This window comes from Nakamurella lactea DSM 19367, from assembly GCF_000426645.1.
Lineage (GTDB): Bacteria > Actinomycetota > Actinomycetes > Mycobacteriales > Nakamurellaceae > Nakamurella > Nakamurella lactea.
On record NZ_AUFT01000019.1, the window covers coordinates 145,603 to 171,964 of the forward strand.

The 26,362-nt window shown below is 68.4% G+C and carries 23 protein-coding genes; 8 read left to right on the plus strand and 15 right to left on the minus strand.

Annotated features, from left to right (window positions below):
* Window positions 1-160 precede the first annotated feature (160 nt).
* From K340_RS0118345 to K340_RS0118355, 3 genes are read left to right on the plus strand one after another with little or no spacing between them, the layout of a single operon-like run.
* Window positions 161-595 carry a ferric reductase gene (locus K340_RS0118345; RefSeq protein WP_407662240.1) on the plus strand — a complete coding sequence of 145 codons (435 nt, stop codon included), beginning with the start codon at window positions 161-163 and terminating at the stop codon, window positions 593-595.
* On the plus strand, window positions 592-1,881 hold the full coding sequence (locus K340_RS0118350) for an NADH-ubiquinone oxidoreductase-F iron-sulfur binding region domain-containing protein (protein WP_051266761.1): 1,290 nt from the start codon (window positions 592-594) through the stop codon (window positions 1,879-1,881). The genes K340_RS0118345 and K340_RS0118350 overlap by 4 nt, the downstream gene beginning before the upstream one ends.
* Complete coding sequence (locus K340_RS0118355) at window positions 1,881-2,111, plus strand: ferredoxin (protein WP_051266764.1); 231 nt, start codon at window positions 1,881-1,883, stop codon at window positions 2,109-2,111. Before K340_RS0118350 ends, K340_RS0118355 begins: the two co-directional genes overlap by 1 nt.
* A 156-nt stretch (window positions 2,112-2,267) precedes the next feature.
* Here the strand turns inward: K340_RS0118355 and K340_RS31345 are convergent, their stop codons facing one another.
* The gene (locus K340_RS31345) at window positions 2,268-3,074 is read right to left on the minus strand and encodes a MerR family transcriptional regulator (RefSeq protein ID WP_051266766.1); all 807 of its coding nucleotides are present in this window, start codon (window positions 3,072-3,074) and stop codon (window positions 2,268-2,270) included.
* Between the two features lie 254 nt (window positions 3,075-3,328).
* Between K340_RS31345 and K340_RS0118365 the strand changes: the two genes are divergently transcribed.
* Window positions 3,329-3,865 carry a GNAT family N-acetyltransferase gene (locus tag K340_RS0118365; RefSeq protein WP_029137779.1) on the plus strand — a complete coding sequence of 179 codons (537 nt, stop codon included), beginning with the start codon at window positions 3,329-3,331 and terminating at the stop codon, window positions 3,863-3,865.
* A gap of 14 nt (window positions 3,866-3,879) precedes the next feature.
* Here the strand turns inward: K340_RS0118365 and K340_RS0118370 are convergent, their stop codons facing one another.
* Both K340_RS0118370 and K340_RS31350 read right to left on the minus strand, forming a co-directional pair.
* On the minus strand, window positions 3,880-5,091 hold the full coding sequence (locus K340_RS0118370; RefSeq protein ID WP_029137780.1) for a hypothetical protein: 1,212 nt from the start codon (window positions 5,089-5,091) through the stop codon (window positions 3,880-3,882).
* Window positions 5,088-5,639 carry an RNA polymerase sigma factor gene (locus K340_RS31350; RefSeq protein WP_084614635.1) on the minus strand — a complete coding sequence of 184 codons (552 nt, stop codon included), beginning with the start codon at window positions 5,637-5,639 and terminating at the stop codon, window positions 5,088-5,090. Before K340_RS31350 ends, K340_RS0118370 begins: the two co-directional genes overlap by 4 nt.
* Before the next feature lie 136 nt (window positions 5,640-5,775).
* Between K340_RS31350 and K340_RS31355 the strand changes: the two genes are divergently transcribed.
* Entirely contained in the window at window positions 5,776-6,687 is a 912-nt protein-coding gene (locus tag K340_RS31355) for a transglutaminase domain-containing protein (RefSeq protein WP_037365490.1), read from the plus strand.
* A gap of 197 nt (window positions 6,688-6,884) precedes the next feature.
* On the opposite strand, the gene K340_RS36040 is transcribed toward K340_RS31355, so the two are convergent.
* Window positions 6,885-7,955 carry a hypothetical protein gene (locus tag K340_RS36040; protein ID WP_154674346.1) on the minus strand — a complete coding sequence of 357 codons (1,071 nt, stop codon included), beginning with the start codon at window positions 7,953-7,955 and terminating at the stop codon, window positions 6,885-6,887.
* A gap of 604 nt (window positions 7,956-8,559) precedes the next feature.
* Here K340_RS36040 and K340_RS31360 point away from each other — a divergent pair.
* Window positions 8,560-8,889 carry a hypothetical protein gene (locus K340_RS31360; protein WP_029137783.1) on the plus strand — a complete coding sequence of 110 codons (330 nt, stop codon included), beginning with the start codon at window positions 8,560-8,562 and terminating at the stop codon, window positions 8,887-8,889.
* 26 nt (window positions 8,890-8,915) lie between these two features.
* On the opposite strand, the gene K340_RS31365 is transcribed toward K340_RS31360, so the two are convergent.
* The 10 genes from K340_RS31365 to K340_RS34525 form a co-directional block, all read right to left on the minus strand.
* Window positions 8,916-11,048 (minus strand): mannosyltransferase YkcB-related protein, encoded by a 2,133-nt coding sequence (locus K340_RS31365; protein WP_037365581.1) that lies wholly within the window; start codon window positions 11,046-11,048, stop codon window positions 8,916-8,918.
* A gap of 80 nt (window positions 11,049-11,128) precedes the next feature.
* Window positions 11,129-12,454 carry a bifunctional glycosyltransferase family 2/GtrA family protein gene (locus tag K340_RS0118405; protein ID WP_084614636.1) on the minus strand — a complete coding sequence of 442 codons (1,326 nt, stop codon included), beginning with the start codon at window positions 12,452-12,454 and terminating at the stop codon, window positions 11,129-11,131.
* A gap of 172 nt (window positions 12,455-12,626) precedes the next feature.
* Window positions 12,627-14,642 carry an ArnT family glycosyltransferase gene (locus K340_RS0118410; RefSeq protein WP_029137785.1) on the minus strand — a complete coding sequence of 672 codons (2,016 nt, stop codon included), beginning with the start codon at window positions 14,640-14,642 and terminating at the stop codon, window positions 12,627-12,629.
* A 10-nt stretch (window positions 14,643-14,652) separates the two neighbouring features.
* Window positions 14,653-16,224 (minus strand): sensor histidine kinase, encoded by a 1,572-nt coding sequence (locus K340_RS0118415; RefSeq protein WP_084614637.1) that lies wholly within the window; start codon window positions 16,222-16,224, stop codon window positions 14,653-14,655.
* Window positions 16,205-16,963, minus strand: a complete 759-nt coding sequence (locus K340_RS0118420) for a response regulator transcription factor (protein WP_029137787.1) — start codon at window positions 16,961-16,963, stop codon at window positions 16,205-16,207. The genes K340_RS0118415 and K340_RS0118420 overlap by 20 nt, the downstream gene beginning before the upstream one ends.
* A gap of 94 nt (window positions 16,964-17,057) precedes the next feature.
* Entirely contained in the window at window positions 17,058-17,465 is a 408-nt protein-coding gene (locus K340_RS0118425; RefSeq protein WP_029137788.1) for a Rieske (2Fe-2S) protein, read from the minus strand.
* A 168-nt stretch (window positions 17,466-17,633) separates the two neighbouring features.
* Window positions 17,634-18,071, minus strand: a complete 438-nt coding sequence (locus K340_RS0118430) for a VOC family protein (RefSeq protein WP_245599620.1) — start codon at window positions 18,069-18,071, stop codon at window positions 17,634-17,636.
* Entirely contained in the window at window positions 18,068-20,692 is a 2,625-nt protein-coding gene (locus K340_RS0118435) for a LuxR C-terminal-related transcriptional regulator (RefSeq protein WP_029137790.1), read from the minus strand. Before K340_RS0118435 ends, K340_RS0118430 begins: the two co-directional genes overlap by 4 nt.
* A 15-nt stretch (window positions 20,693-20,707) precedes the next feature.
* Window positions 20,708-21,304 (minus strand): dihydrofolate reductase family protein, encoded by a 597-nt coding sequence (locus K340_RS0118440; RefSeq protein ID WP_029137791.1) that lies wholly within the window; start codon window positions 21,302-21,304, stop codon window positions 20,708-20,710.
* Window positions 21,305-21,316: 12 nt separating this feature from the next.
* Entirely contained in the window at window positions 21,317-21,865 is a 549-nt protein-coding gene (locus tag K340_RS34525) for a pyridoxamine 5'-phosphate oxidase family protein (protein WP_161632134.1), read from the minus strand.
* A gap of 148 nt (window positions 21,866-22,013) precedes the next feature.
* Between K340_RS34525 and K340_RS0118450 the strand changes: the two genes are divergently transcribed.
* Complete coding sequence (locus tag K340_RS0118450) at window positions 22,014-23,048, plus strand: methyltransferase (protein ID WP_407662241.1); 1,035 nt, start codon at window positions 22,014-22,016, stop codon at window positions 23,046-23,048.
* Window positions 23,049-23,665: 617 nt separating this feature from the next.
* Here K340_RS0118450 and K340_RS0118455 read toward each other — a convergent pair.
* Window positions 23,666-23,896, minus strand: coding sequence for a helix-turn-helix transcriptional regulator (locus tag K340_RS0118455; protein WP_029137793.1), 231 nt, complete (start codon window positions 23,894-23,896; stop codon window positions 23,666-23,668).
* 776 nt (window positions 23,897-24,672) lie between these two features.
* On the opposite strand from K340_RS0118455, the gene K340_RS0118460 reads away from it, so the two are divergent.
* Window positions 24,673-26,022 (plus strand): ATP-binding protein, encoded by a 1,350-nt coding sequence (locus tag K340_RS0118460; RefSeq protein WP_161632135.1) that lies wholly within the window; start codon window positions 24,673-24,675, stop codon window positions 26,020-26,022.
* Window positions 26,023-26,362 lie beyond the last annotated feature (340 nt).

The following is a 26,362-nucleotide window of genomic DNA, read 5'->3' on the forward strand; positions in this document are numbered from 1 at the left end:
GTTGACCGCCGTCATGGTGCTCGGAATGGCGACCTCCGGCCGAGCCGGCTCACCAGCAGCAGCAACATCAGGAGTTGCACCGGCCCCGGCCGCCCCGTCGAGGTTCGGACCGTCGAGGTTCGGACTGTCGAGAGCTGGGGTGCACCGACTGCATCGTGAGATGTCTTTGGTAGCACTGGTTTTCCTGGTCGTTCACATCGCCTCGGCATTGGTCGACGGCTATGTCGGGCTGAATCTGCTGGATGTGTTCGTGCCGTTCGGCGCGGACTACTCGCCGCTGTGGATCGGTTTCGGCGCGGTGGCGGTGGATCTGCTGCTGGCGGTGGGCGTGAGCAGTCTGTTGCGGAGCCGGATCCCGCGGCCGGTCTGGCGCGGCATTCACCTGACCGCATATGCGATGTGGCCACTGGCCGTGCTGCACACCGCGTTCACCGCCGGTGGCGACATGGCATCGCTGTGGATGCAGCTGGTGGTCGCGGCCAATGTGGTCGCCGTCGTCGCGGCAGCTTTGCGCTGGCGTCGGCGTGATCAGCACCCGGATGCCCTTGCCCGCCGGGCCGGCGACCTCCGTCACCTGGCCGGGAACGTCCGGTGACCGCGTACGCAGCGTCGCCGATGACCGATCGCGGACCGGCAGGGACCATGGGCCGGGCCGTGCCCGGTGACGACGCCTGGCGGGACGGCCGGTTGCTGCCGTCTTCTCCGGCGCCGGGCTATTCCGGGCACCGCGCCAGGTACGGCCCGCTGCCGACCCCGTCGCTCGCGGCGCTGATCGCCGCTACCTCGGCGGTGTCGCTGGTCGGCCGGGGCGGTGCGGGATTCCCGGTGTCCCGCAAGCTCTCCGCGCTGGCGGACGCCGGGAGACCGCCGGTACTGATCGTGAACTGGTGCGAAGGAGATCCAACCGCAGTCAAGGACGAGGCGTTGGCCCACCGGTCGCCGCACCTGGTGCTCGACGGCGTGCTGGCGCTGGCCGGAGCGGCGCGGGCGCGCCGGCTGATCATCGCCTGCCGAGCCGGCAGCGCGACGGCGGGCCGGGTCGGCGCAGCCGTCGCCCAGCGGCCGGAAGCGGGTCGGTGCGAGGTGCTGTCGGTACCGCCGCGACTGGTCGCGTCGGAGGCGAGTTCGTTGGTGTCGCTGGCCTCCGGTGGCGGTGCCCGGCCGCTGGGCCGGCTCGCGCCGATCTGGGAGCGGGGAGTCGACGGCGCTCCGACCATGGTGCTGAATGCGGAGACGTCGGCCCAACTCGCGGTGCTCGCGATGCTCGGACCGGCCGGGTTCGCCACGGTCGGTGATCCAGGCGAGCCCGGCACCGCGGTGCTCAGCGTCAGCGGTCGGGTCGCCAGGCCGGGAACCTATGAGATTCCGACCGGGACGGCCATCGGCATTCCGTTGCTGGCCGCCGGTGCACCGGGCAGCGGCTGGGCCCTGGTCGGCGGGTTGGCCGGCCGCTGGGTGGAGGTGGAGCGGTTGGGACGCACCGCATTCAGCGGAGCGGCTCTGCAGGCGGCGGGCCTCTCCCGGGGCGTCGGGTCGATCGTGGTGCTCGGTGACGGATGCCTGCTGGTCGAAACGGCCGGGATCCTCGGCTATCTGGCGCGGGAGAGCGCGGGCCGCTGCGGGCCGTGCATGTTCGGGCTGCCGGCGATCGCCGCCGACCTAGCTGCGCTGGTTGCCGGTGACCCCGCCGCGCCGGAGCGGCTGCGGCGCCGGCTGCCGGTGATCGACGGTCGCGGAGGCTGCGCTCATCCGGACGGTGCGGTCGCGCTGGCGGGGAGCGCGTTGGCCGCGTTGTCCGGCCCGTTGCGAGGGCACTTGGATGCGCACCTGCGCGGCGGACCCTGCGGTGCCCGCCCGGTGCTGTCGTTGGGGGGCTCCTGATGGCTCGCACAGCGACTGACCTGACCCTGCAATGGAATCCGATCGACTGCCGGGCCTTCGGGCTGTGCGCCGAAGAACTGCCGGAAGGGATTGTGCTGGACGAGTGGGGGTACCCGCTGCTGGCCGCCGGTCCGATCCCGGTGCGCCTGCTGCGCCGGGCCAGGGCGGCGGCCGCCGCCTGTCCGGTGCTGGCGCTGAAGCTGGTGGCCCGCAGCCGATCCGCGAGTTGAAACTTTGATGGGTGCGCTGTCGACGCGCGCCCGGCGATCCGGCCTCCGGCGTCTCCGCGATGCCGCCGGCCGGAGCGAACCGTGGCCCGCCGGACCGGCTCCCCACAGACGGGGAGACGGATCCGACGGGCCACGATTGCGCGGGGCGATGACGGCTCAGCTGTCGTCACGCTGCCAGGCCGCCGCGCTGTTCTGCGGTGCCCCGACCCGATCCGCGTTCGCATAAACGGCGTCGTGGACCCATTGCGCCAGACCAGGTTCGACATCGTCGTAGGTCTTACTGAACCGCTCGTCGGCCAGGTACATGTCGGCCAGCCCGCGTTGCTGGGCGTGCGAGCAGGGGTAGAAGACCTCGATGCTGTGCCGGTGCTCCTCGGCCAACGCCATTGCCTCGTCGCTGTCCGGTGCCACGCCGCGGCGCTTCGCGTCACCGAACTTGGCCATCAGCGCATCGCCGTCAGCCTTGATCTTCTTCCACTGGTCCTTGCTGAACGTCGGAGTTCGCTGCGCCGACACCTTCCAGGCGTCCGTGTCGCCCCAACGCTCTTGCGCCTCCTGTTCCCAGGACGGGTCGTAATCGGGGCCGAAGATCTCCAGCTTCTCTTCCGGTGTCAGGTCGGTTCCCATGGTGTATGCCTCCAGTTCCTTGTCGATTGCCGCGATCATGTTGCCGAGCCGGTCGTGACGCTGCTGCAGCAGCTCCCGGTGCCGGCGCAGATGACTGCCCGAATCGGTATTCGGGTCGTCCAGGATCGTGGCGATGTCGGGCAGGGCGAGCCCGAGCTCGCGGTAGTACAGGATGTGGTGCAGCCGATCGAGATCGGCCGGCGAGTACTGCCGGTAGCCGGACGGACTGCGCTGCTCCGGCTCGAGCAGGCCGATCTGCTCGTAGTGATGCAGTGTCCGCACCGTCACGCCGGCGAGTTCGGCCACCTTGCCGACGGTGTACTCGGTCGTCGTCACCTGTAGTTCCTTTCCTGCCCGGCGTCGATTCTCGGCGCCGGAATCAAGGCTGCCCCCTGACGTTACGTCAGGGTCAAGTCCACATGGCAACTGATCCCGGTCGGGCGTAGCGGGGTTGTCCCGCCGGGACAACCCCGCTACGCCTGTCGGCGGGACAACCCCGCTACGCCTGTCGGCGGGACAACCCCGCTACGTCCGTAGGCCGTACGCTTGCCCTCATGCTGTTCGAAGGCGAGGTGGCCGACGGCGGGCCGATGCCGGTGCTGACCGGTGACGGCATCCGGCTGGTGCCGGCCGCCCTCGAGCACCGGGCGCGGCTGCTGGACATCCTGGCGGCCGATGAGGTCCGGCGGTTCTGGGACGAACCGGACCAGCCGGACGGCTGGCCGGCCGACGATCCGTCCGAACCCGACACGGTGCGATACACCGTGGTCCTGGACCCGCCGCGTGAAGGAGTGGGCGAACCCGATGTAGTGGGGCTCATCCAGTTCGCCGAGATGAACGTGCCCGAGTACCGCCACGCGGGCGTCGATCTGTTCCTCGACCCTGCCGTCCACGGTCGCGGTGTCGGGCGGGCGGCCGTACGCGCCCTGGCCGAGTTCCTGTTTGCCGAGCGTGGTCACCACCGGCTGGTGATCGATCCGTCGTCCGCCAACGCAGCTGCGGTCGCTTGTTATACCGCGGTTGGCTTCCGGCCGGTCGGCGTCATGCGTCAATACGAGCGGGACGTGGACGGGAATGGTTGGCACGACGGGCTTCTGATGGATCTGCTGCGCGACGACCTGGGCTGACGCAGCCCGCAGGGTCAGCGGGTGCCGCTGGTGACTGCTGCCGATCCGGCGGACACCCCAGCGGTCAGGGTGCCAGGTGTCCGCTGCCAGTGGTCGAGATCAACCCCGGCGGCGACCGCTGCGCCCTGCTCGGCGTACTCCCCGCGTGGTGTGCTGATCTGCAGCGACCGGTCGGTGAGTTCCCAGAGGTGTTCCGCCGGCCCGGACTTCGCGCCGCAGGTGCCGATGATGTGCTGTGCCGGCCGGCCGCCCATCGTCGAGAACGTCTCGTCCAGCACGGGTACCTTCGGGCTCGACGGGCAGTCGTCCACCGGCATGATCGCCGTCAGCGGGGGAGCGCCCGGGGCGGCCAGTCGCACCGTCAGTCCACCGCAGGTGATGGTCGGGGTCAGAGCCAGGCAGATGGTCCGCACGGTGTCGCTGTCGGAGATGTCGAGGCTGCTCCAGCCTTCGGGGATCGGGAAGCTGGCGCCGTAGACCGAGATCCGGCCGTTCGTGGTCACCACGTCGGCCGCGGTGCTGCCGTCGGCGCGGGTACCCATCGTCCAATGCACCTGCTGCTCGCCGGGTGACCGCGGCCAGCGTGACAGATCGAGACCGTCGGCGATCTGCCGGCCCTGCTGCTCGTACTTGCCGGCCGGGGTGATGATCTGCAGGCCGAAGTCCAGCAGCACCCACTGATGACTGACCGGGCCTGATTTTCCGCACCACTGGTAGTAGTGCACGCCACCCCGACCGCCGAGTGCTTCGCCGTCATCGGCATGAATCAGATAATCGGGGGTGTCGTCCGCACAGTCGCCGAGCGGTCGGACATCCAGCGCCGGGCCGCCGGGCAGGGCGATCGTCAGGCTGACGCCGTTGCAGCCGGCCGTCGGATCGGCGGCGATGCACACCCGGACCGACCGCGCATCCGCGCCGACGACGCCGACCGACCAGCCGTCCGGAATCGGGAACCGCACCCCGCCGACGTCCGCGATCGCGCCCGATTCGGTCACCGTTGCGGCGCGGTCGATCTCCCGTTGGGAGACCCGGCCGGCGGTCAGCGCGATGACGCCGGCGACCACGGCGATGACGGCGATTGCCGCGGCCAGCGGGGCGACCCAGCGGCGCCGGTGGCCCGTCGGAACGGCATCGGTCGCCCGCGGCATCGGTCGCGGTGTCGGATCGATGTTCCCGGCAGCCGCTCTCAGCGCCGCGCCGATCCGCTCTTCCAACTTGTTCGTCATCGCAGTTCCTCCTCGAAGGCTGCCAGGGTCCGCATTGCCCGGTGTGCAGACGTCGACACGGCGCTCGGTCGAATACCCAGCGCCGCAGCGGTTTCAGCGATGGACAGGCCGGAGAAGTAGCGCAGCACCAATACCTCGCGCTGCCGGGCCGGTAACCCGCCGATGGCGGTCAGCAGCGCCTGGTGGCCGACCGCGCGGAGGGCCGCATCGTCGGCCGGGGCGACATCGGGTACGGGGACGTATAGCCGTCGGCGGTCCGCGCGGCGTCGGCGCAACGCAGACTTGGCGCCGTTGGCGACGGTACGACGCAGATAATGCAGGGCGCGGTCCGGTTCGATGGTCGACCAGCGCGCGAACACCTCGGCGAAGGCGTCCTGCACGATGTCCTCGGCCGCCGTGCGGCTGTCGGTGATCAGGGCGGCCATCCGTACCAGATCCCGATAGTGCTCGGCGTGCAGTGATGCGGGCGTCGGAGGATCGGCGACTCGCGCATCGGCCGTCACCTCAGTGCCGTCCACATCGCCTCCCCATCTGCAGCATGCTCTCATCCGTACAGACGCCGCCGACGAAGGAATGTCACTTCGCGAGTCGGGGAGGGTAGGTGAGTCGGGCAGGTCGGCGCCGGCCTGCCCGGCGGCGCTGCTGACGGACGGGCGGGTCGGCCTCCGGGTGAATACTGGGCGGATGTCGCAGGCCGCACCCGTTCCGTCCGTCGTCGATCATTCCGTGCACAGCCGCTACTCCGACCCCGGTCGGCACGCCGCGGCGCTGCGCGCGATACCGGCGGAGATCCCCGACGTGTCTGCCGTGGCGCGGAACGTCATCGTGCACTACCGCGCTTCCGGGCGGGAGCTGCCGACGTCGACCGACCAGGACATCCACTCCCGGTGGTTGTCGGTGATCCTCGACCGGGACGCCGAGCGACACCCGGCACCGCTGACGGCCGCGCGGGAACCGGTCGAACGGGTGCAGGGATGCTGCCGGGACCACACCCTGCTGAGCGTCGGGGTGCTACGCCAGCACGGCATTCCGGCCCGCAGTCGGATCGGCTTTGCCAGCTACTTCAGTCCCACCTGGAACCACGACCATGTCATCGTCGAGATGTGGAACGGCGCGCGGTGGCTGAGGTTCGACCCCGAGGTCGCCGAGCCGTCGGCTGCGCTGCCCACCCCGTTGGACATCCCGGCCGGTCCGGCCGCGCCGTTCCGGACAGCCGCGGAGGTGTGGCAGGGCCACCGTGACGGGTCGCTGGACGTGGAGACCTTCGGCGTCGACGAGTCGGTGCCGGTGATCCGCGGGCGCTGGTTCGTTCGTGACTACGTGATTCGCGAAGTGGCGCACCGCTTCGGTGACGAACTGCTGCTCTGGGACAACTGGGGTGCGATGACCGGGCCGGAGGATGACTCAGCTGACGGCGGCGCCGTCGATGTACTGATCGACGAGGTCGCCGCGCTGCTGGTCGCAGCCGACGCGGGGGACCTGGCCGCCGAGCGGGGACTGTTGCGGCGCTATCGGGACGACGAGCGACTGCGCCCCGGCGCGAAGGTGTTGCGTGCCGATCCGCGCGGTCCCGACCTGATCGAGGTCATGCTCTGACCGGACATCCACAACCGCCGAAGCTTCATCGCACTCGCCGGCGGTGCACCCTGTCGTCAGCAGCCGCGATGGAAGGTTAGACCTGACTTCGGTCAGTTCGTCGCGGGTCGGCGCTTGGTCACCGAGGCGTTGCCGACGAACCCACAAGTCGGGACGAGTTGCACGACCGAGCTACTCAAATCGCAGAAGCCTAGGGGTCATGAGCAACGCACCCATTTAATGTTCATCTGCGTTGACGACGTCAGCACTCCGCCCGATAGTCCCAAGATTGTCCCTGACCCGCCGGTTACGTAAGAGGTATTGTAGGCAAACGAACCGACCGTGGCGGCCGACTGTCCCGCTCTCGCGGCGTACATATTTGCCCATCCTGCGACAGAGAACGATCTGACTGGCGTGCTGCCAAGTCTTTCGTCGACCAATTCGACCTGACTGCCGTCGTAGTAATCATCCACGTTGTGGATCTGCTGATCGTCGCCGCGCACCTGCTTGACCACATACGGGGTCAGCACCGTGCCGGTCGTCAGATCCGTCCAGTTGAACTGGACCTGATGTGGGCTGGTCCCCTTATTGAAGTAGGTATCTGACTTCACGAGATCGCCGGCCTGTCCGACTCCTGGCTTCCGAGTAAGTGGCACACCGATGCTTCCACTGACAAACTCAAAGAAGGGGAACATGCCTTGCGGTGAGCCGTCATCGGTAACCCAGCCGTTCTGAATCAGGCCGTTAGGATTCCCGATACCAACCCAGAATGCGACTGCGGTGGTCCCGCTGCAGGTGGAATTTTGGAACGTCGGGATGCGAGAACTGCCGTATACTCGCCTGAAATCATTTGCTGAGACATGCGGCTCGACTCCTGTCCAAATGGGCGACGCATTATATGACGCGTACCTGTCTGGGTATTCACACAGAGTCGGGTCAACGTCATACGATTGTGCATGCAAGGCGCCCTCTGTGGTGGTCCAATCAGCCTCCGAACCGTCGCCTCGGGGCGGGTATCCCCAGGCTGCCAACTGCTCATCGCTGGCCCTTTCGAAGCTAAATCCGGCCGGGGGAACGATCAATTCGCCGCCGCCCAGTTCCTCGAACGAGTACACCGTCGCTGTGGTCGAATCGTTCTTGACAACTTGTTGACCGCGACTGTCGATGTAATAGGTCTTACTGGCGTGGTAGCAGACGGGATCACCAGGCGTCGCGGCCGCGCCAACGCTGGTTGTCGCCGCCAACCAACCGCTTGGACAGAAGATCACAATCACAGCTGCGGCCACCACTCGCGCTACGCGACGCGCCATCCTGGCCCCCAGTTCTGTGTCGGCGGAGGGCAAATGGAGTCGTACCACATCTCAGGATCCGTCGTCAACGGGCATCTGGCTATCAACAGTCACCTGTCGTTAACCGTTCGAGGTTCAGCGGCTGGCCACACCCAAGCTGATGCATGCGCCAGACCACATTCCGGCTTCGCAGGCGTGCAACCTGTCGGATGTCCCGTGGCGTCGGTAGCGGGAGTAAGCTCATCACCTCCACGGACAGGAGCAGGAAATGGCCGGAGTTCCACGCCTCGAGCGGCGGGGCCTCCGCTGCCCCAGTTGCCTTGCCCAGATCATGTCGGGCTGGAGTCGACGGAGGTTGGCCAGAGTGTCCACGGTCAGCTGCGTCCTTGTGCTGGCAGTTCAGGCGGCGACCGCGTGCACGTCTTCGACGCCGAGTGAATCGGACCGGCCAGCGCTCCCATCAGTCAGCGCACAGGCGGGCAGCAGCTCCGAGCTGCTGACGGATTCCTCGACACCCGGCACTCCCGGAGGGTCGGACCGTTCCCTTTTCGGAACCTGGACCGAGCCGGCCTCCCCCACCACGACCTGCGGATCGCAAGAGGTCATGGCCGGGGTGACGGGATCGGGCGGGACACCGTTGGCATTGTGCGACGGCTCCGTCGGCGGTGCGCCGACTCCCAGTCTCGGGGTGAAGGTTGGCCAGAAGCTGCTCTTCCAGTTCGAAGGCATGACGTTTGAAGGATCCGGCGCCGCGCCGAGGAACATTCACCTGTCGTCGGTGCCGGCAGGCGCAGCCACCGTCGCCGGATGGACGATCACGCCGGCCGTCGCCGGGGTGATCACCATCAGGCAGTCCGGTTGGCCCTGTGGACAGGTTTCCGAATCGACCGCGCAACCAACGGATTGTGTGCTGGTCACGATCACCGCCCGGTGAACGGCGAGGTCCCGACGAGCTGACGGTCAGCTGGTACTGCTGTCGGTCAGGTCGTACACCGTGGCGGTGCCGGCCGTGGTGGCGGTGAAGTTGGCCTGCACCCAGGCGCTGATCTCCGAGCCGGACCCGGAGCCGCCTGCGCCGCCGCCCATTCCGCCGCCGGCGATGAAGTAGCTGATGTCGCCGTCGGCCACGTACTGCTGAAACTGCGCCAGCGTCGGGGCCGGATCGGAGCCGCTCCAGCCGCCGATCGCCATCACCGCGGTGTCGGTGGACAGGATGTACCCGGCCGCGCTCTGGTCGCCGATCACCGCCGCCGACCACCTGGCGCTGGTGGCGTTGAGCAGGGTCGTCAGCTCCGAGTTGGTCTGGCCGCCGGCTTTGGGGCCGCCGGTGCCGCCGCCGAAGCCTCCGGTCGGGGCCGACCGGGCGCCGTCATCCTGGGCCGTTCCGCCCGGCGCCGTTCCGCCCGGCGCTGTTCCGCCCGGCGCCGTTCCGTCCTGGGCGCTGCCGTCCGATCCGCCCGGAGCCTGTCCGGACCCGCCGAAACCGCCGCCACCCATCCCACCCATCCCACCGGAGGAGTAACCGGCCGGACCCACGCTCGGGATGGATCCGGAATGGGTTGTCGAAGCGGTGGCGATCGCATACGCGGTGGTGCCGCTCAACGCGGTAAGCGTGCCGACCAGAACGGCCACTGCGGCGAGCTTCTTCAACGAGCCGGCGCTCACCGCCAGCAGCGCGGCTCCGGCCAGCGCGCCGATCAGCGCCACCCAACGCAGCCAGGGTTGCCAGCCGGCGGCGTCCCGGCCGAGCAGGGTGAATGTCCAGATCCCGGTGACCGCGATCATCGCCGCGAGCACCAGCCGAACCCCGGTGTTCCGCCGCCCGCGCCACAGCTCGGTCCCGGACACGGCGATGGTCGCGGCGATCGCCGGTGCCAACGCCACCGTGTAGTACGGGTGGATGGTGCCCGACATGTAGCTGAACACCAACGCCGTCACCACCATCGAACCGCCCCAGAGGATCAGCGATGCGCGGATCCGGTCGGTGCGCGGCCGGCGCAGGCTGAACAGCAGGCCGGCGACCAGTCCGATCACCGCGGCCGGGATCAGCCAGGAGATGTGGGTGCCGAACTCCGTGCCGAACAGCCGAGTCAGGCCGGTGGCGCCACCGAATCCGCCGCCACCGCCGCCACCTCCGCCCCCGCCGCCATTGCCGCCATTGCCGTCGGAGCCGAAGATCCGGCCGAGGCCGTTGTACCCGATCGCCAACTCCCACAACGAGTTGTCCTGGCTGCCGCCGATGTACGGCCGGGAGGCGGCCGGCCACAGCGCGACCAGCGCGATGAACCAGCCGGCCGACACCACTAGCGCGCCGGCCGCCGCCAGCAGGTGCCAGATCCGGCGCCAGATCGGCAGTTTCGCGGCGACTAGGTAGGCCAGGCCCAGTGCGGGCAGCACCAGCAGTCCCTGCAACATCTTGGTCAGAAAGGCGAATCCGAGTGCCGCGCCGGCCAGCAGCAGCCACTGCAGTGCCTTGCGGGAGCTGGTGCCGGACCGCCCAATCGCCCGGATCACGAAGTAGCTCGCCGCCGTCATCAGCAGGACCAGCAACGCGTCCGGGTTGTTGAACCGGAAGATCAGCGCGGCGGCGGGCACCGTGGTGATCAGCGCGCCGGCGATCAGCCCGGCGCCGTAGCCGGACCAGCGGCGGACCGCGGCGTAGGTCAGCGCGACGGTGCCGACCCCCATCAGCGCCTGCGGCAGCAACATCGAGAATGACGAGAAGCCGAAGATCCTGGCGGACAACACCATCAGCCACATCGCGGCCGGCGGCTTGTCCACCGTGATGGCGTTCCCGGCGTCCAGCGACCCGAACAGCCAGGCCTTGACGCTCTCGGTCCCGGACTTGACCGCGGCGGCGTAGAAGTCGTTGGCGTAGCCGCTGGCCGACAGATCGACCAGGTACAGCGCCGCGGTAGCGGCCAGCAGCAGGTACAGGGTCGGCCGGACCCAGCGCGGGTCCTCCGGTCGGCCGCGCCACAGTCGGGCGAGCCTGCCGGAATCTGACGGCGGGTCGGCGGCAGGTGGCGCCGGGACGGGATCGGTCGCCGGATCGGCGGCGGATCGGGACACATCCAGGGTCTGGGTGCTCATCGTGATCTCTTTCTCGATTTCGGTCGGCGGACTGACGGCGCCGCTGACCGGGGACGACAACGTCGGTGGCGCAGGATGTCTCATCGAACCGGGTCGAGGGCGATCGAACAGCGCTGACGGAAGATCCAGCCGCGCATGAGGACGAACCGGGCGAGCGTTCCGACCAGGCCGGAGACCAACAGTACGGCTAGCTCTGCCGCCGTCGATGCGTCCGGGGCGAAGTGGTGCAGACCGAACAGGGCCAGGGCGGAGATGCCGAAACCGAGCAGGAACACCATGAACCCCTGCAACTGGTGTTTGCCGGCGTCATCCCGGCCGCGGACACCGAACGTCAGCCGTCGGTTGGCGGCGGTGTTGGCGACCGCGCAGCTGGCCAGCGCCAGGAAGTTCGCCGGCTGCGCCGGCATCACGCCGCGCAACAGCAGGTACAGCAACAGATATACCGCGGTGGAGACGATGCCGATGATCGAGAACCGGACCAGCTGCCGCAGCATGCCGGTCGGGACGTCCGGAGTCGCGTCGGCGATCGGCTCGCGGCCCAGTTGTGCACGGAGCTGGCTCACCGGCAGCGCGCCGGTGAACAGTGCCCGGCCGACCCTGGCCACGCCTTTCAGATCGGCGACGGCGGTGGCGACGATGTCGACCGTCGAGTCCGGGTCGTCGACCCAGTCCACCGGCACTTCGTGGATCCGCAGACCCGACCGTTCGGCGAGCACCAGCAGTTCGGTGTCGAAGAACCAGCCGGTGTCCTTGACCAGTGGCAGCAGTCGACGGGCGACATCCGCTCTGATCGCTTTGAAACCGCATTGGGCGTCGGAGAAATGCGCCGACAGGGTGCCGCGCAGGATCAGGTTGTAACAGCGCGAGATGAACTCGCGCCTCGGCCCGCGTACCACCCGTGAACCGCGATGCAGTCGGGTTCCGATGGCCAGGTCGGAATGACCGGACACCAACGGTGCGACCAAGGGCAGCAGCGCCGCCAGGTCGGTGGACAGGTCGACGTCCATGTACGCCAGGACCGCAGCGTCGGACGCCGACCAGACAGTGTTCAAGGCGCGGCCGCGCCCCTTCGCGGCCAGTTCGACCACGATGACCTCGTCGAAGGAGTCGGCCAACTGGTCGGCCAGCCGGGCGGTCGCATCGGTGGATGCGTTGTTGGCGATGGTGATCCGGAAGCTGAACGGCAGTCGCTGCTGCAGGTAGTCGCGCAGCCGGGTGACGGCGGGCACCAGATCGCGCTCCTCGTTGTAGACCGGCACCACGATGTCCAGCACCGGTCCGCCGGGACCGGCCGAAACGATGTCCAAAGCCGCGGCGCCGACGGGGGTCTCGATCGCGCCGCCGGGGGTGGGGATCCGCAGCCGAGCCGGCGCGGGCCCGTCCAGGGAGGTCGTATTGATCGTCATGCATCAACGATCTGCCGCCGCACTGTGCCCGCCCGGGGTCGCTGCTGTGCCCCTGCTGTGACCGCCCCCGGGGGGGCGCTTATCAACTTTGCATGCGCCTATCTTCTGCCCCGATCTGGGACAGGAGTGACGGACGTAGTCGAGTTCGGAAGCGGTTGCGGGCGGGGGAAGGTCAGGAGGGGGCGGTCAGATCGTAGACGGTGACGCCGTCGACGGTCTGTGCGGTGAAGTTCGACGAGACCCATTGGGCGATCAGGGTGGCGGCATCGGATCCGGAGGTCGCACCGCGACCGCCGAGGGAGCCGCCGATGAAGTAGTGGACCTGCCCGTCGGCGACCAGTCGCTGGAACCCGACCAACGTCGGCGACGGATCGGTGCCGTTGAAACCACCGACGGCCATCACCGGCTGCTCCGACGCCAGCTGATAGCCGGCAGCGTTGTTGGAGCCGACAACTGCTGCAGCCCAGGTGGTTCCGGCGTTCTGCAGCAGCGCGGTCAGCTCGCTGCCCGGCGTGCTGCTGTTCAACAACCCGCCTGCGCCGCCGCCTGTGCCGCCTCCTGCGCCGCCGCCAGGGCCGCCGCTGCGGCTTCCGATGGCCGGCCCACCGGCCTGCCCGGCCTGCCCGGCCTGCCCGGACTGCCCGGCCTGCCCCGATCGCGCCGGGCGGCTGCCGCCGAACCCACCGGGCCCGGAGTTCGTTGCAGGGCCGGCGGTCGGCAGCGCGCCGGTGTGCCCGGTCTGGACGGTCTGGACGGTGTAGGCGGTCGGTCCGGCGAGAATCACCGCCGCCGCCAGCGTGCCGGCGATCCAGCGCAGTGACCGCCCGGCGGGCCTGGCCGCGAGCACGATCAGCAGGGCCGCGGCGATCGACCCGTAGAGCACCAGTTCCGGCAGCCAGGATGCGTACGACGGCGTCCGTCCCAACAGGATCCTGGCCCAGACTCCGCTGAGCACCACGGATCCGGCCAGTGCTCCGAGCGCGACGGGGTTCGTCCGACGCTGCCACAGCAGGTGGGCTCCGATGCCGACGAGGGCGGCGATGGCCGGGGCCAGTGCGATCGAGTAATAGGCGTGATTGATGCCCTTCATCGCGGTGAACGTCACGGCCGTCACCAGCAGCCAGCCGCCCCAGCCGATCAGCGCAGCCCGCACCGGGTCGGTGCGCGGACGCCGCGCGGTGATCACCACCCCGGCGACCAGACCGATCAGCGCCGCAGGTAGCAGCCAGGAGACCTGTCCGCCGAGCTCCGAGTCGAACAGTTTCGTCATCGAGCTGGCGTCCTGCCAGCCGACGCTGCCCACCTCGTCGCCGGTCAACCGACCGAATCCGTTGTAGCCGAACATCAACTCCAGCACCGAGTTGGTCTGCGAGCCGCCGATGTACGGACGCGACGACGCCGGCCACAGCTGCACGATCAGCACCCACCAGCCGCCGGCGGCGATCATCGCCACCCCGGCGAGCAACAGTTGCCGCACCCGGCGACCCAGCCGCGGCGGCCCGGCCACCAGGTAGGCGGTGGCAAACCCGGGCACCACCAGGAACGCCTGCATCATCTTCGCCAGGAAGGCGATCCCGATGAACGTGCCGCACCACACCAACCACCGGGTCCGGCCGCTCTCGACGGCCATGGTCATCGCCCAGCCCGCGGCGATCAGCGCCAGCACCATCAGCGCGTCCGGGTTGTTGAACCGGAACATCAGGGCGGCAACGGGTGTCAGCGCGAGCACCAGTCCGGCGAGCAGGCCGGCCGCCGGTCCGGCGACCCGTCGCACGCAGGAGTACAGCAGCCCGACCGATCCGATGCCCATCAGCGCCTGCGGCAGCAGGACCGCGAACGACGACAGGCCGAAGATCCGCACCGACAGCGCCATGAACCAGACCGCGCCGGGAGTCTTGTCGACGGTGATCGCGTTCGCCGCGTCCGAGGAACCGAAGAACAGCGCCTTCCAGGACTGCGAACCGGCCTGCGCGGCTGCCGAGTAGAAGGCGTTCGCCCACCCCGAGGTCGACAGGTTCACCAGGTACAGCCCAGCGGTCAGCGCGAGCAGTCCGAGCAGCGCCGGGCGCGCCCACCGGGGGTCGTCGGCCGGGCCACGCCAGAGCCGGGCGAACCGGCCCGCGTCGGGCGGTGGTGATGTGGGGGGATCGGCCGGCTGGGTGGCATTGGCCGCGAGAGCGGTGGTCATGATGTGCCTTTCAGTCTGTCGACTCGGCATCGAGCGGGAGTCGGACGGTGAACGTGGTCCTCCCCGGGTGGCTGTTCACCGCCACCGTGCCGTCGTGGGCGGCCGTCACGGCCGCCACGATTGCCAGGCCCAGCCCGGTGGATCCGGCTGCCCTGGAACGGGATTGGTCGCCGCGAACGAACCGACCGAAGATCCCCGGTTGCAGGGCCGGGTCGATTCCGGGGCCGTCGTCGGTGACCGTCAGCACGGCCATCGCCCGTTCGGTGCGCAACCCGGTGACGACGGTGCAGCCGGGCGGGGTGTGGGTGCGGGCATTCGCCAACAGATTGGCCAGCAACTGGTGCAGCCGCGCGCCGTCACCGCGGACGACGATCGGCTCGGGCGGCAGTTCCAACCGCCAGTGGTGGTCGGGACCGGCCACCCTGGCGTCGGAGACCACGTCGATCGCCAGCGCGGTCAGGTCCACCGGGTCGTGATCCAGCGGGCGGCCGGCATCCAACCTGGCCAGTAGCAACAGGTCGTCGACCAGCGAACTCATCCGTTCCGATTCCGAATGCACCCGGGCGAGCGAGTGGGTCACGCCCGCCGCGTCGTCGGGATTGCGGCCGGCGAGTTCGGCGTAGCCGCGGATCGCCGCCAGCGGTGTCCGCAGCTCGTGTGAGGCGTCGGCGACGAACCGGCGGACCTGGGTCTCCGACTCGTGTCGGGCAGACAACGCCTCGGACACGTGACCCAGCATCTGGTTGAGCGCCGCACCCACCTGCCCGATCTCGGTGCGCGGATCCGTGTCGCGGGCCGGCACCCGGATCCCGAGGTCGACCTCGCCGCGATCCAGCGGCAGCGTGGTGACCTTGCGGGCGGTGGCGGCGACCCGTTCCAGCGGGCGCAGCGAGCGCCGGACGATCAGCCAGATCGTTACGCCGCCGATCACCACTGCGCTGCCGGCGACGATCAACATGATCACCGTCAGCCGGTTCTGGGTCGCCGATACGTCTGCGGTGGACAGGCCGGTGACGATCACCCGGTTGTCGGGCATGGCGGTGGCGACCACCCGGAAGGTACCGAAGTCGTTGAGCGACACGGTGACCGGCGGCTGGTCCGGCGCGATCGTGGTCAGCGGGGCCGCTTGCGCGGCGGTGAGCTGGGTGCAGGAGGGGTAGGCGCTGCGCAGGGCGGCGGTGCTGACCGCCCCGTCGACGATGACGCCGACAATACTGTCGTCGGGTTGCGGATTGATCCGCCCGGCACTGGCCGAGGTCTCCGTGCACAACCCGCTTTCCAGATTGCGGAAACGGCCGTTGGACTGCGTTGTCCCGGTGTCCGGCTGCTCGCCTGGCGGCGGGCCGCCGAAGCGGACCTGGGTGGCCAGCACCCGGCTGTCCAGCTGCTTTAGCAAGTAGTCGGAAAGGAAGACCTGGGTGACGATTCCGATCACCGCGGAGACCGCGATGATCGCTACCACGAAGCCGGCGATCAGTTTGCTGCGCAGCGTCATCGGTCGATGTCTGCGCGGCGGTTGCCGGATCTCGATCGGTCCGGTGGCGTCCGGATCGTGCTGCGGATCAGACGGGTTTGAGGACATAGCCGAATCCGCGCATCGTGTGAATCATCGGTTCGCGCCCGGCGTCGATCTTCTTGCGGAGATAGGAGATGTACAGCTCGACAATGTTCGCCTGGCCGCCGAAGTCGTAGTTCCATACCCGGTCCAGGATCTGCGCCTTGCTCACCACGCGGCGGGCGTTGCGCATCAGGTACCGCAACAGCTCGAATTCGGTAGCCGTCAACGGAATCAACTCGCCGCCCCGGAACACCTCGCGTGAGTCCTCATCCAGCGTCAGGTCGCCGACCGTGATGGTCGACGACTCGGCCGTGCTGACGACATGGGTGCGGCGCAGCAGGGCGCGCAACCGCAGCACCAACTCCTCGATGGAGAACGGCTTCGTCACGTAGTCGTCGCCGCCGGCGGTGAGCCCGGCGATCCGGTCCTCGACCGCGTCTTTGGCGGTCAGGAACAACACCGGCACTGCATCACTGTCGGCGCGTGCCCTGCGCAGTACCTCGAAGCCGTCCATGTCCGGCAGCATCACGTCGAGCACGATGAGATCGGGTTTGAAGCTGCGGGCGGCGCTGACGGCGGATCGGCCGTCGTGCACCGCCTGCACCTGCCACCCCTCGTAACGCAGCGCCATGCCGACCAGCTCGGCCAGCGTCGGCTCGTCGTCGACCACCAGGACGCGGATCGGCCGGCCGTCGGGTCCGGACAGGATCTCGCGGGTCGGCCGGGAGACGCCGGTGGCCCCGGACATGGGTGCGCTGGTCATACCGACGATCCTCGGTGATCCTGGTGTGCCGCGGCTAGGCCCCGGCTGTGTATTTCCTGTGCGACCGACCGTTACCGCCGGGGAGCCGAGAAACTCAGCCCTGAAGCACAGTGCCGTTCTTCACGGTGACTTGGACCTCGGGCAGCGGCGCCGTCGCGGGCCCCTGCAGGACGGCGCCGGTGGAGGCGGTGTACCGGGAACCGTGGCATGGGCAGTCGACCTCGTCGCCCGACTGTGCGGCGACGACCGCGCACCCCTGATGGGTGCATATCCCTGAGTGGGCGGTCACCGTGTCGCCGGTGCGGGCGAGCACCACCTGATCGACGACCAGCGCGCCACCGTCGGGAATGTCGCTGACGGCGGCCAATTCGGCGCCTTTCGCCACGGTGGTGGTTGTCGCGGTCGGGCTGCTGCCGCACGCGGCGACCAGCGCGGCGGCAGCGGCGCCACCGCCGACGGCGAGTACGGTGCGGCGGTTGGGCAGGCTGGGCGATCCCGGCATCGTCAGGTGTCCTCTCGGTCGTGGCCGGTGTTCCGGCACAGGTCCAGCATGGCAGCCGGTCCTGGGAACACCTGTTCACTGTCTGCAACGACGCGGGTGCGCAGAAGGTTCACGCCGCGACAGCAGCGAACCCGGCCACGAGCGGTCAAGTCGCACGCTGACCCCGCCCTACGGGCGTGAATAGTGTGCAACCTCGACGAGATTGCCGTCCGGATCAAGGGTGTAGATGGACGTTATCGGTCCGCGGGCGCCATTTCGCTGCACCGGTCCTTCCTGCACGGCGATCTCAGCGGCCTGCCAGGTCGCGAGGATCTCCGCCACCGTTGCGTCGGTCTCGAAGCAGATGTCCAGAGCGCCGGGCGTCTCACTGGTAGCCGTCTCCCAGCCGTCAGCGCCGACGGGTCGCAGGTTGATCTTTTGCGATCCGAATACCAAAGCGGTCCGTCCAGCGCCGTAGGTTTCGACCTGCACGCCGAGGGCTCGTTGGTACCAGGCGGCAGTGGCGTCGATGTCGGCGCAGTTCAGGACGATGTGGTCGATGCCGGAGATCTGAAAAGCCACCCGCCCATCGTAGGAGCCCGGCAACGACGTGCGCGTCCGGTTCACCGCCCCGACTCATCGGAACCTGCGATCAGCCGCGCTGTCGCGTCGGCCTCGAACCGCGCCCCCATCGCCTGCCATCGGGCAAGCGCACGCGAGCCGTGGCCGCTGTCCGACTCGAGCCGCGCCAGGCACCGCTCGCGGATGGCGTCGACCCAGTCGGATTCCTTGGCCGGCGCGGCCAGGCGGTCGACCATGGCAGCCGCCTCGGGGTGTCCCGCCGCGACCGCCAGCTCAGCGCCCGCCGCGCGCGCGAAGCCCTCATATTGACGATCGACGAAGGCCTGCCGGCTGCGGTCGAGAAGGTAGGGCACGCTCGTGAGTTCGCCGCGGTGCAGGGCGAGGCGGGCGTCTACGTACGCCGACACTGCAGCCAGTGTGGGGGAGCGGTCGGCCACGTCGACGCCGGCGAGTCGCAGAGTGCGCTGCCGCCAGACGCTTTCGCCGGGTCTATCGGCCAGTCCGACTGCCAGGACGGTGAAGGCTCCGGCGGTCGACATCCAGGCACGGGCCGGGCAGCCGTCGACGAGCCACCTGCGCCACATCGTCTCCGCGGCTGCGGTGGCGTCGTCAAGGCGGCCCAGCAGCGTCAGCGCGCGGACCTCGCGGGGCAACTCCTGGCCGTCCTGGCCCGGCCCGGGCCCGATGGCCTCCAGGCCGCGGGCCTCAACCGGTCGCCCGACGATCAGCGCCGTGCTGGCCGCCGCGTGCAGGGCGTCGACCGCCTCCTCCAGACCGCGAGGAGTGGCATGCGCCTGTCCGCGCAACAGCTCGACGCGTCGGAGGGCGGCGTCGCGCGCCGCGCGGAGGCGTTGCTCGGCGATGCAGGCGACGGTGAGGGCGTCGAGGGCGGCGGCGACCCGAACCGGGTCCCGAGTCTGCTCGGCAGCGGCAACTGCCTGTTCGGCGGCGTCGCTGCCACCGTCGTGCCAGGCCGCCGCGGCGGACAGCGCTGCGCTGTCCTCCGGGTCGTCCCCGACGTCGCGCCGGGCGATAGCCAGCACGTCCTCGATCGGAAGACCGCACGGACCGGTCGCGGGTGATTCCGGGGGATAGCGGTACCAGGCGACGATGGCTGACGACAGGGCTCGCGAGCGAGAAGCCCGGTCGCCGGCGGCGTCAGCTCGTTCGCCTGCCTGAACCAACAATCGGTGCGTGGCGTCGTTGCTGGCGCGAGCCGCCCCGACCGCCGCCGCATCCATCAGATCGTCGACGGCGAGCCGGGAATCGGGAGAGCGGTCGGCGGCTGCGACCAGACATTCCAGGGCATCGGTGAGACGACCCGCCCGCAGCGCCAACGCGGCGACATCACGCACCAGTGCGTGCACTGATGGATCCGGTCGGGGCGGGGAGTTCAGGGCGGCGTTGACGAGGTCGGGAAGCTCTCGAACGGGCCGAGTGTCATCGGTATCGAGCAACCATCGCGCTCGTCGGGCGGCCCAGCCGGCGATGCGTTCGCCTACCGTGCCGCCGGCCTGTCCCTCGCCGGCGAAGTGACGCACCAGGTCGAGCATGCTCCAACGCGTGTGGTGTTCGCTTCGATGCACCTGGAGCAGGCTCTTGGCAGCCAACTCCGACAGCAACAGCGCGGTTTGCTGCGTCGAGGTCCCGTTCACCGCCGCTGCGGTGTCCAGATCCACGGCGTGCTGGAAGCGAGCCAGGATGCGCAGAAGTTCCCGTTGCTCGTGGTCGAGGAGGGCGAGGCTCCACGCGACGGTGGCAGAAGCCGATCGGTGACGCAGGTCGGGATCCCGGCCGCCGCTGAGAGCTGGGAGGCGGCCGTGCAGCCCGGCGCGCAGACCATCGAGACCCAAGGTGTGAACCCGCGCGGCGGCAAGCTCGATCGAGAGGGGGACGCCCTCCAGGAGCGCCACGATGTCCACGAGGTCAGGGGACGGGTCGAGGCCGGATCGGTCACAGAACAGTCTGACGGCGGCGCCGGTACTCGCCACCAGCGGCGTCAACACCATCACGTCCTCCCCGGGGAGGCGCAGCGGTTCGCGCGAGGTGGCCAGCACGGTCGCTCGGCGACAGCCGAAGTGCAACACGCCGACCAGGTCGGCGACCTCGGCGGACAGGTGCTCGCAGTTGTCCAGGAGCAACAAGGCTCGCCGATCCCCGAGTGCACGGCCCAGAGCGGTCCGCGCCGGAACGCCGGCTTCCTCGGCAACGCCGAGGGTGTCGGCGATGGCGCTCGCGGCAGTGCCGGCGCTGACCGGCAACAGGTCGACGGCGGCCACCAGATCCCACGATCGGGCGAGCCGAGCGAGCACTTCGTGGGCAAGTCGGGTCTTGCCAACTCCGCCCGGGCCGACGACCGTGACGATGCGCCCCCGCTCCGCGCGGACGGCCAGCTCGTCGACCGCGCTGTCGCGACCGATGAAGCTGGTCTCGAAGGTCCGGAGCCCCATCATTGCGGGCGTGCGGTCGAGGTCGTCCGCGAACCGCGCCAACTCGCGTCGGTCCGCCGCTCCGGACTTACGCAGCAGCGACGTGACGTGACTCTCCACGGTCCGCACCGAGACGAACAACTGGTCGGCGAGCTGGTCGTTGGTCTGGTGCGCGCGGATGCCTGCGAGGACCTCGGCCTCGCGCGGGGTGACGGATCCCAGCCAATCAGGAGTCACGTCGACATTGTCTCGCTAGGGACTCGGCGGCTGCCGGCGTACGGCGTAGCGCACGTGCACCGCCCGGGCCGCCGGCACGGCCTCGATCAACTCGAGCTCCCAGTGCCGATCGGGCAACTCGTCGAACAGGCGGGTGCCCTGGCCGAAGAGGACCGGCACGATGTGAAGCGAGATCTCGTCGATCAGGGCCGCGGTCAGGAAGCTCCGGGCGAGCCTGGCGCCGCCCATCACGGTGACGTCCCGGCCTTTTGCGGCCGTCCGCGCCACCTCGAGCGCCGACTCGAGCCCATCGGTGACGAACCGGTAGACACCACCTTCGGGCACTGCCCTCGGCGTCGAGTGCGTGACGACGACGACCGGGAGACGGAGGTCGCCGGTCGGGCCGTCCGCGCCCCACCACGGAAGGGAATCGTCATAGTTCCGCCGTCCGGTGATCACGGCACCGTTGGCCTTCGAAACCCGGGCGAAGTACTCCAGGCTGGTCCTGTCGTCGCCGAGGAGCCACTGGTGCAGTTGCTCACCGTCGCGGCCCAACGGTTGGTCGGGACTGCGTTCGGCGGCCGTGATGTAGCCGTCGAGGGACATGCTGATGTCGAAGACGGTCTTGCTCATGTGGATGTCCTTTCACCGGTTGATGCTGTCGTCGGTACCCGGGTTCGTCGATGGTGTGGCCCGCGCTGCCCCTGCCAGGGTGTCCAGGGCGATCGGGATGCGGTGATCCGGGCCGCCGTCGTCGGCGAGGAGCCACAGCCGGGCTGTCCGGGCGCGGTAGAGGCGGAACTCCGCATCACCGGAGACGTCGTCGACCGTCCACGGCCGGTTGCCGTGTTGTTGCGAACGCTCCGAATAGGAACCGATCTCGCGACGCGCGTCGCTGTCGGAGCACTGCGCTGCCCACGCCTCGGCGTACACCGCGGCGGCCCGTCCGACCGGGACCGATGAATCGAACACGGTGATGGCGACCTGGGGGTTCATCGAGATCAGCCGCGAGTGCCGAGCCAGCGGCCGCGACACCCACCAGAACGACGCGAAATCGTCATGGGCGAAGTAGACCGGCGTCACCCAGGGCGTACCGCCCGGAGTGGCGGTGGCCAGCACGAGGTACTTGTTCGCCTCGACGACGTCACCGGCGGCCTGCGTCGATTCCTGGGTCGTCTGCCTGTCAACGGTCACCTCATCAGTCCAGCCCACGACCGGTGGGCGACGCCTCCGTGCTGGCCACGGATGTGCCTGGGGCCCCGAATCGGCACCGTTGACGTTCCACCCATCACAGGAGGATGAGATGAGAAACGACGACAAGTCTCGGACGGGCGCGGCCGGCATGACCGCGGACCCCGATCATGCGTTGTCGCCCGTTCCACTGATGCAACTGACGACCGGCTTCTGGGCGTTCAAGACGCTCGCCGCCGCCCATGAGCTCGACCTGTTCCACCGCCTGTCCGGCACGACCGGTACGACCGCCGGGGACCTTGCCGAGGCATTGGCGATCCAGGAGCGACCGGCCGCGATGCTGCTCACCGGGTGTGCCGCACTCGGGCTGCTGGTGAAGGTGGACGGGCGCTTTGCCAACAGCCCGCTGGCCGAGGAGTTCCTGGTCCGCGGCAAGCCCTACTACTTCGGCGGCTGGGTGCAGATGCTCGACCAGCGGCTGTACCCGGGTTGGGCCAGGCTGACCGAAGCGATCCGCTCGAACCGCCCGACCACGTGGGATCCCGACCGGCAGAGCTCGCTCTTCGACGGTGAGGATCCCCGGCTGCTTGCCGTGTTCTGGGAGGCGATGCACTCGCTGTCGACGTTCACCGCGCGCGCCCTTGGCCAGGCCATCGATCTGAGCGGTCAGCGCAGGTTGCTCGATGTCGGCGGTGGATCCGCGGCGTTCGACATCGAACTGTGCCGGCTCAACCCAGACCTGACCGCGACGGTGTACGAGTTGCCGAAGGTCGTCGACATCGCGGCCGAAAAGGTCGCGGAAGCAGGCCTTTCAGGGCGGATCGAAACGGTGACCGGCGACTTCTTCGCCGACTCATCGTTGCCCGATGGGCACGACACGATCCTGCTGTCGATGATCATGCACGACTGGGCCGAGGACCGCTGCCGGGCGATCCTCCAGAAGTGCTGGGCTGCGCTGCCGAGCGGTGGTGTGGTGGTCATCGCTGAATTGCTGGTCAACGACGAGCAGACGGGACCCCCGTCCGCGGCACTGATGAGCCTCAACATGCTGGTCGAGACCGAGGGCCGCAACTACACATCCGCCGAGTACCGCGCATGGCTCGGTGACCTGGGCTTCCAAGACATCCGTACGGTCTGGTTCGAGGCCGCCGGCGCGAACGGTGCCGTGATCGGCCGGAAACCGTGATGTCAGGCCGGATGGTGCCCCCAGCAAGATTCGAACTTGCGACACCCGCTGTATGAACCTACCCCAGGCGACATGACTAGGAAGATGGCGTCCGTGTATGTCTGCAAGTCGACGCTTGGCGTCGACGCAGACGTCGCGAGGCATCACTCGAGCTCACTGCAGCGCCCTTTGAAAGCGTGTAGTAAACGTGTCATTGCGATGTGCCCGGGCCGGCCACGGATCTGGCTGTAAGGCGGACGCACCGGACCCGTCGGTTGGTCACAATTACGAGGTCTGAGCAGACGTCATGACAACCACAACGCTAACGAAGCCGGACCGGTGAGCTGACTACCAGGGTCTTTGCTCGCGCAGAACGTTCGTCGGGCGACGATAGTCAGCGACTGGGAGCAGACGTCAGCCAGCGGCCCCATACTGTGGTCCGGCGGCATCACGGCCTGTGCGCCTCAGGCGGTCAACAAGTATTCGCGCGCCCAACACTCACTTCAACGTCGAGGCCCTCAGCCATGGCGATGCCTTGTGCGTCCTGTGTGGCAAGGCATGTGTGCAGCTTGCGATGCGTCCCAACCCAAAGTTGGCTGTTCTCGGAGGGGCCGTAGGCGTGTTCGGCGCTGCCGACCTCAATCTTGGTCCAGCGTGCTCCGGCGCCACTCTGTCTGCCAAGTGACCAGGTCGCGAAGACGATAGGCGACAGCGCCATTCCGCACCTTGATGAAGGCCGGGCCCTTCCCCGCGCTTCGCAGGTTGACGAGAGTCCGTGCGTTGTAGGGCGTGTAGGCAGCCGCTTCGTCGGTGCTCAGGAGCCGGTTGCCATCATCGGCATCAAGGGACTGACTCTGCGAATGACTCATTGTTTCCTCCATGCACCTGAGATGCGGATCCGATGGCGCGATGTCCCGGCGGACGGCCGGCGTGCCTGGATATCGGAACTGGCACGCTCGGCTGGTCGCCTGAGCAACCGCGCTACATCGAGTCTGGCTCTCGGATCGAGAGTCTGTACTAGGAGCATGCTGATCCGCAGGACGAAAGTGGACAGCTGTTAGACAACAACCTCTTGGTTCGCTGGCCGACAGGCCGTCGACAGCCCTTCGGCCGTTGCCGACGCTGTCGGTGATGTGTTGGGCGAGCCGTCGGAATGCCTGGACCTAGCCGGCGGTTGTCGGCCCGACGGTTCAGTAGCCGTCGCGAGCTTTGCAGCACAGGCTGGTGATGACCATGAGTGAACCCAGCAGGCGCCCGATCCCGCGATGGGGCATTCGGGTTCGGTCGACAGGTCGCCTTCGATGACGGTCTGGCTCATGACCCATAACCGTTGCGGCGTTCACCGGCAGATGCTGGTCGAGCCGGACACTGTATGCGCAGCGTTCTGCTCTCCGCCCAACTGACCTTGGGCGGGGCGGCCGGGCCGGTTCGGCCACCGTGGGCCGGCGTTGGGACTTGAATTCGCCGGCACTCCTCCCGCTCAAGGTGAGGGTGCGACCTCGGCCAGACGACTGGCCTCGTCGCGGCCACCGCTTCTGGTACAAGCGATTCCGCGGAATCACCCTAAACGGAGTCACCCGAGGCGCCCAGTTTGATAGAACTGTATAGAAAGTGGCCCATTTCTATGCACTTCTACGGAGGCGGGATGTCACTCGAGAGCCCCTACAAGCCCGGCCCGGGCCTGGCACCGCCGCAGATCGCGGGCCGCCAGGCCGAGTTCAGCGAGGCGTTCACCCTGCTCAGACGGATCGAGAACTATGGCGCCGTCGGGAGGGCACCCTTGGTGTACACCGGGATCCGGGGCATGGGCAAGACTGTGCTGCTTCGGCAGGTCGCTATCGAGGCGCAGAACCGTGGCTTTGTCGTGGCGTCAGTCAGGGCCAACTCCGAGACGTCGGTGCCCCAGCTGGTGGCCACCACCATCGGGAAGGCCCTGGCCGATCTGCCTGGCAATCGCGTTGCTGGCTCCTGGCAGCAGTGGAAGGACCGTCTGGCCAGGCTCGACGTCCAGGTCAACCTGGCCGGCCTGGTCACCGTCACGAAGAAGGCGGACCCGGGTCCCGACGGCCACATCGAGCCGCACGTGCTGCACGAGCTGATCGCGAGCAGCGCACAGATCGTCCGGGAGCAGAACCGGCCCGGCCTGTTGATCACCATCGATGAGATCCAGAGTGCTTCACGCTCGGGCAGGATCACCATCGGCCACGTCTTGCAGTCCCTCGGGGAGGATCCCAACGCTCCCGTGCCTGCCACCATCATCAGCGCTGGACTACCCAATAGTTCGGATTCATTGACGGTCGCCGGAACGTTCACCGAGCGCTTTACCTATCGCAGGCTGCCCGGGTTGTCCGAGAGCGAGGCCGCTGAGGCTCTGCTCGCCCCGGCGAATCGCCTGGGCGTGGGATTCAACGACGACGCTGTTGGCCTGATCTTGGCTGAGGCAGATGGATCCCCGTATCTCATCCAGTTGCTTGGCGATCAGACGTGGGTGGCGGCCGCCCCGGACCGCCCCCAAATGCTGACCGTCGAGCACGCACGGCGCGGGTTGGCGGTGGCCAGCGAAGAACTTACTCACGGGATGTTCCGGACGAGGTGGCAGCGGGCCACACCGATGGAGAAGCAGGTTCTCACGGCCGTCGTTCGACGTCTGAACCCCGCAGGGATTGCCCAGATCAGTGATGTGGCCAGCGATCTGGAGCGCACGACCAAGGACATCAGCCAACAGCGCAGCAGCCTGATCGACAAGGGGATCCTTCAACCCGCGGGGTGGGGAGAGATCGGGTTCAGCACGCCGGCATTCGCGCGCTACGTCCGGGCACAGACGTCTTCACCGCTTACCGATGGGCCGAGCAGGAAAGAGTTGCTCGCACAGATCGTTGCGCTGCGGCAGCAGCTCGACGCGACGAGCGAGGCCGAGGTGCCATCTCCGGTGCAGGACACAGCACAGATCCACGATTCATCACCGGTGCCAGATGACGGGACCGAACCCGAGTAGTTGCTGCTTGGGGCGGCGAGTCGCCACCCGAGGGGAGGCTCGCTCGTGGTCAGCGACGGGTCGCCAAGGCGGCGGATGCGGGGCGACTTCGCTTGTTATCAGGGCCGGGATTAACCTCGTGCTTTCGTCGAGGTAGCACCGCTGGTGTGTGTTGATCATGAAGAAAGGTGCTCTGACCTGCAAGGATTGGTCTTGTCTAGGGACCGTCCGTGCTGAAGATCAGGAGCACCTTTCTGGTGTCGAACTCTACCTCGTTGTATCCGCGGGTCCGCGTTGATCAGAGGGCGTCGGGTGTGGTGTCCCACGCCGGCGGGGTGATGTTGACCGAAACCGTGCGGCG

Bases quoted from the DNA above. Each gene is read 5' to 3' on its own strand.
- K340_RS0118420 (WP_029137787.1), bottom strand. From the start codon at position 16,963: ATGACCAGCGCACCCATGTCCGGGGCCACCGGCGTCTCCCGGCCGACC.
- K340_RS0118405 (WP_084614636.1), bottom strand. From the start codon at position 12,454: ATGACGATCAATACGACCTCCCTGGACGGGCCCGCGCCGGCTCGGCTG.
- K340_RS0118455 (WP_029137793.1), bottom strand. From the start codon at position 23,896: ATGAGTCATTCGCAGAGTCAGTCCCTTGATGCCGATGATGGCAACCGG.
- K340_RS0118355 (WP_051266764.1), top strand. From the start codon at position 1,881: ATGGCTCGCACAGCGACTGACCTGACCCTGCAATGGAATCCGATCGAC.
- K340_RS0118370 (WP_029137780.1), bottom strand. From the start codon at position 5,091: ATGACGAACAAGTTGGAAGAGCGGATCGGCGCGGCGCTGAGAGCGGCT.
- K340_RS0118425 (WP_029137788.1), bottom strand. From the start codon at position 17,465: ATGCCGGGATCGCCCAGCCTGCCCAACCGCCGCACCGTACTCGCCGTC.
- K340_RS0118440 (WP_029137791.1), bottom strand. From the start codon at position 21,304: ATGAGCAAGACCGTCTTCGACATCAGCATGTCCCTCGACGGCTACATC.
- K340_RS0118365 (WP_029137779.1), top strand. From the start codon at position 3,329: ATGCCGGTGCTGACCGGTGACGGCATCCGGCTGGTGCCGGCCGCCCTC.
- K340_RS0118345 (WP_407662240.1), top strand. From the start codon at position 161: ATGTCTTTGGTAGCACTGGTTTTCCTGGTCGTTCACATCGCCTCGGCA.
- K340_RS31360 (WP_029137783.1), top strand. From the start codon at position 8,560: ATGGCCGGGGTGACGGGATCGGGCGGGACACCGTTGGCATTGTGCGAC.
- K340_RS0118450 (WP_407662241.1), top strand. From the start codon at position 22,014: ATGACCGCGGACCCCGATCATGCGTTGTCGCCCGTTCCACTGATGCAA.
- K340_RS31350 (WP_084614635.1), bottom strand. From the start codon at position 5,639: ATGAGAGCATGCTGCAGATGGGGAGGCGATGTGGACGGCACTGAGGTG.
- K340_RS31365 (WP_037365581.1), bottom strand. From the start codon at position 11,048: ATGAGCACCCAGACCCTGGATGTGTCCCGATCCGCCGCCGATCCGGCG.
- K340_RS0118460 (WP_161632135.1), top strand. From the start codon at position 24,673: ATGTCACTCGAGAGCCCCTACAAGCCCGGCCCGGGCCTGGCACCGCCG.
- K340_RS0118410 (WP_029137785.1), bottom strand. From the start codon at position 14,642: ATGACCACCGCTCTCGCGGCCAATGCCACCCAGCCGGCCGATCCCCCC.
- K340_RS0118415 (WP_084614637.1), bottom strand. From the start codon at position 16,224: ATGTCCTCAAACCCGTCTGATCCGCAGCACGATCCGGACGCCACCGGA.
- K340_RS31355 (WP_037365490.1), top strand. From the start codon at position 5,776: ATGTCGCAGGCCGCACCCGTTCCGTCCGTCGTCGATCATTCCGTGCAC.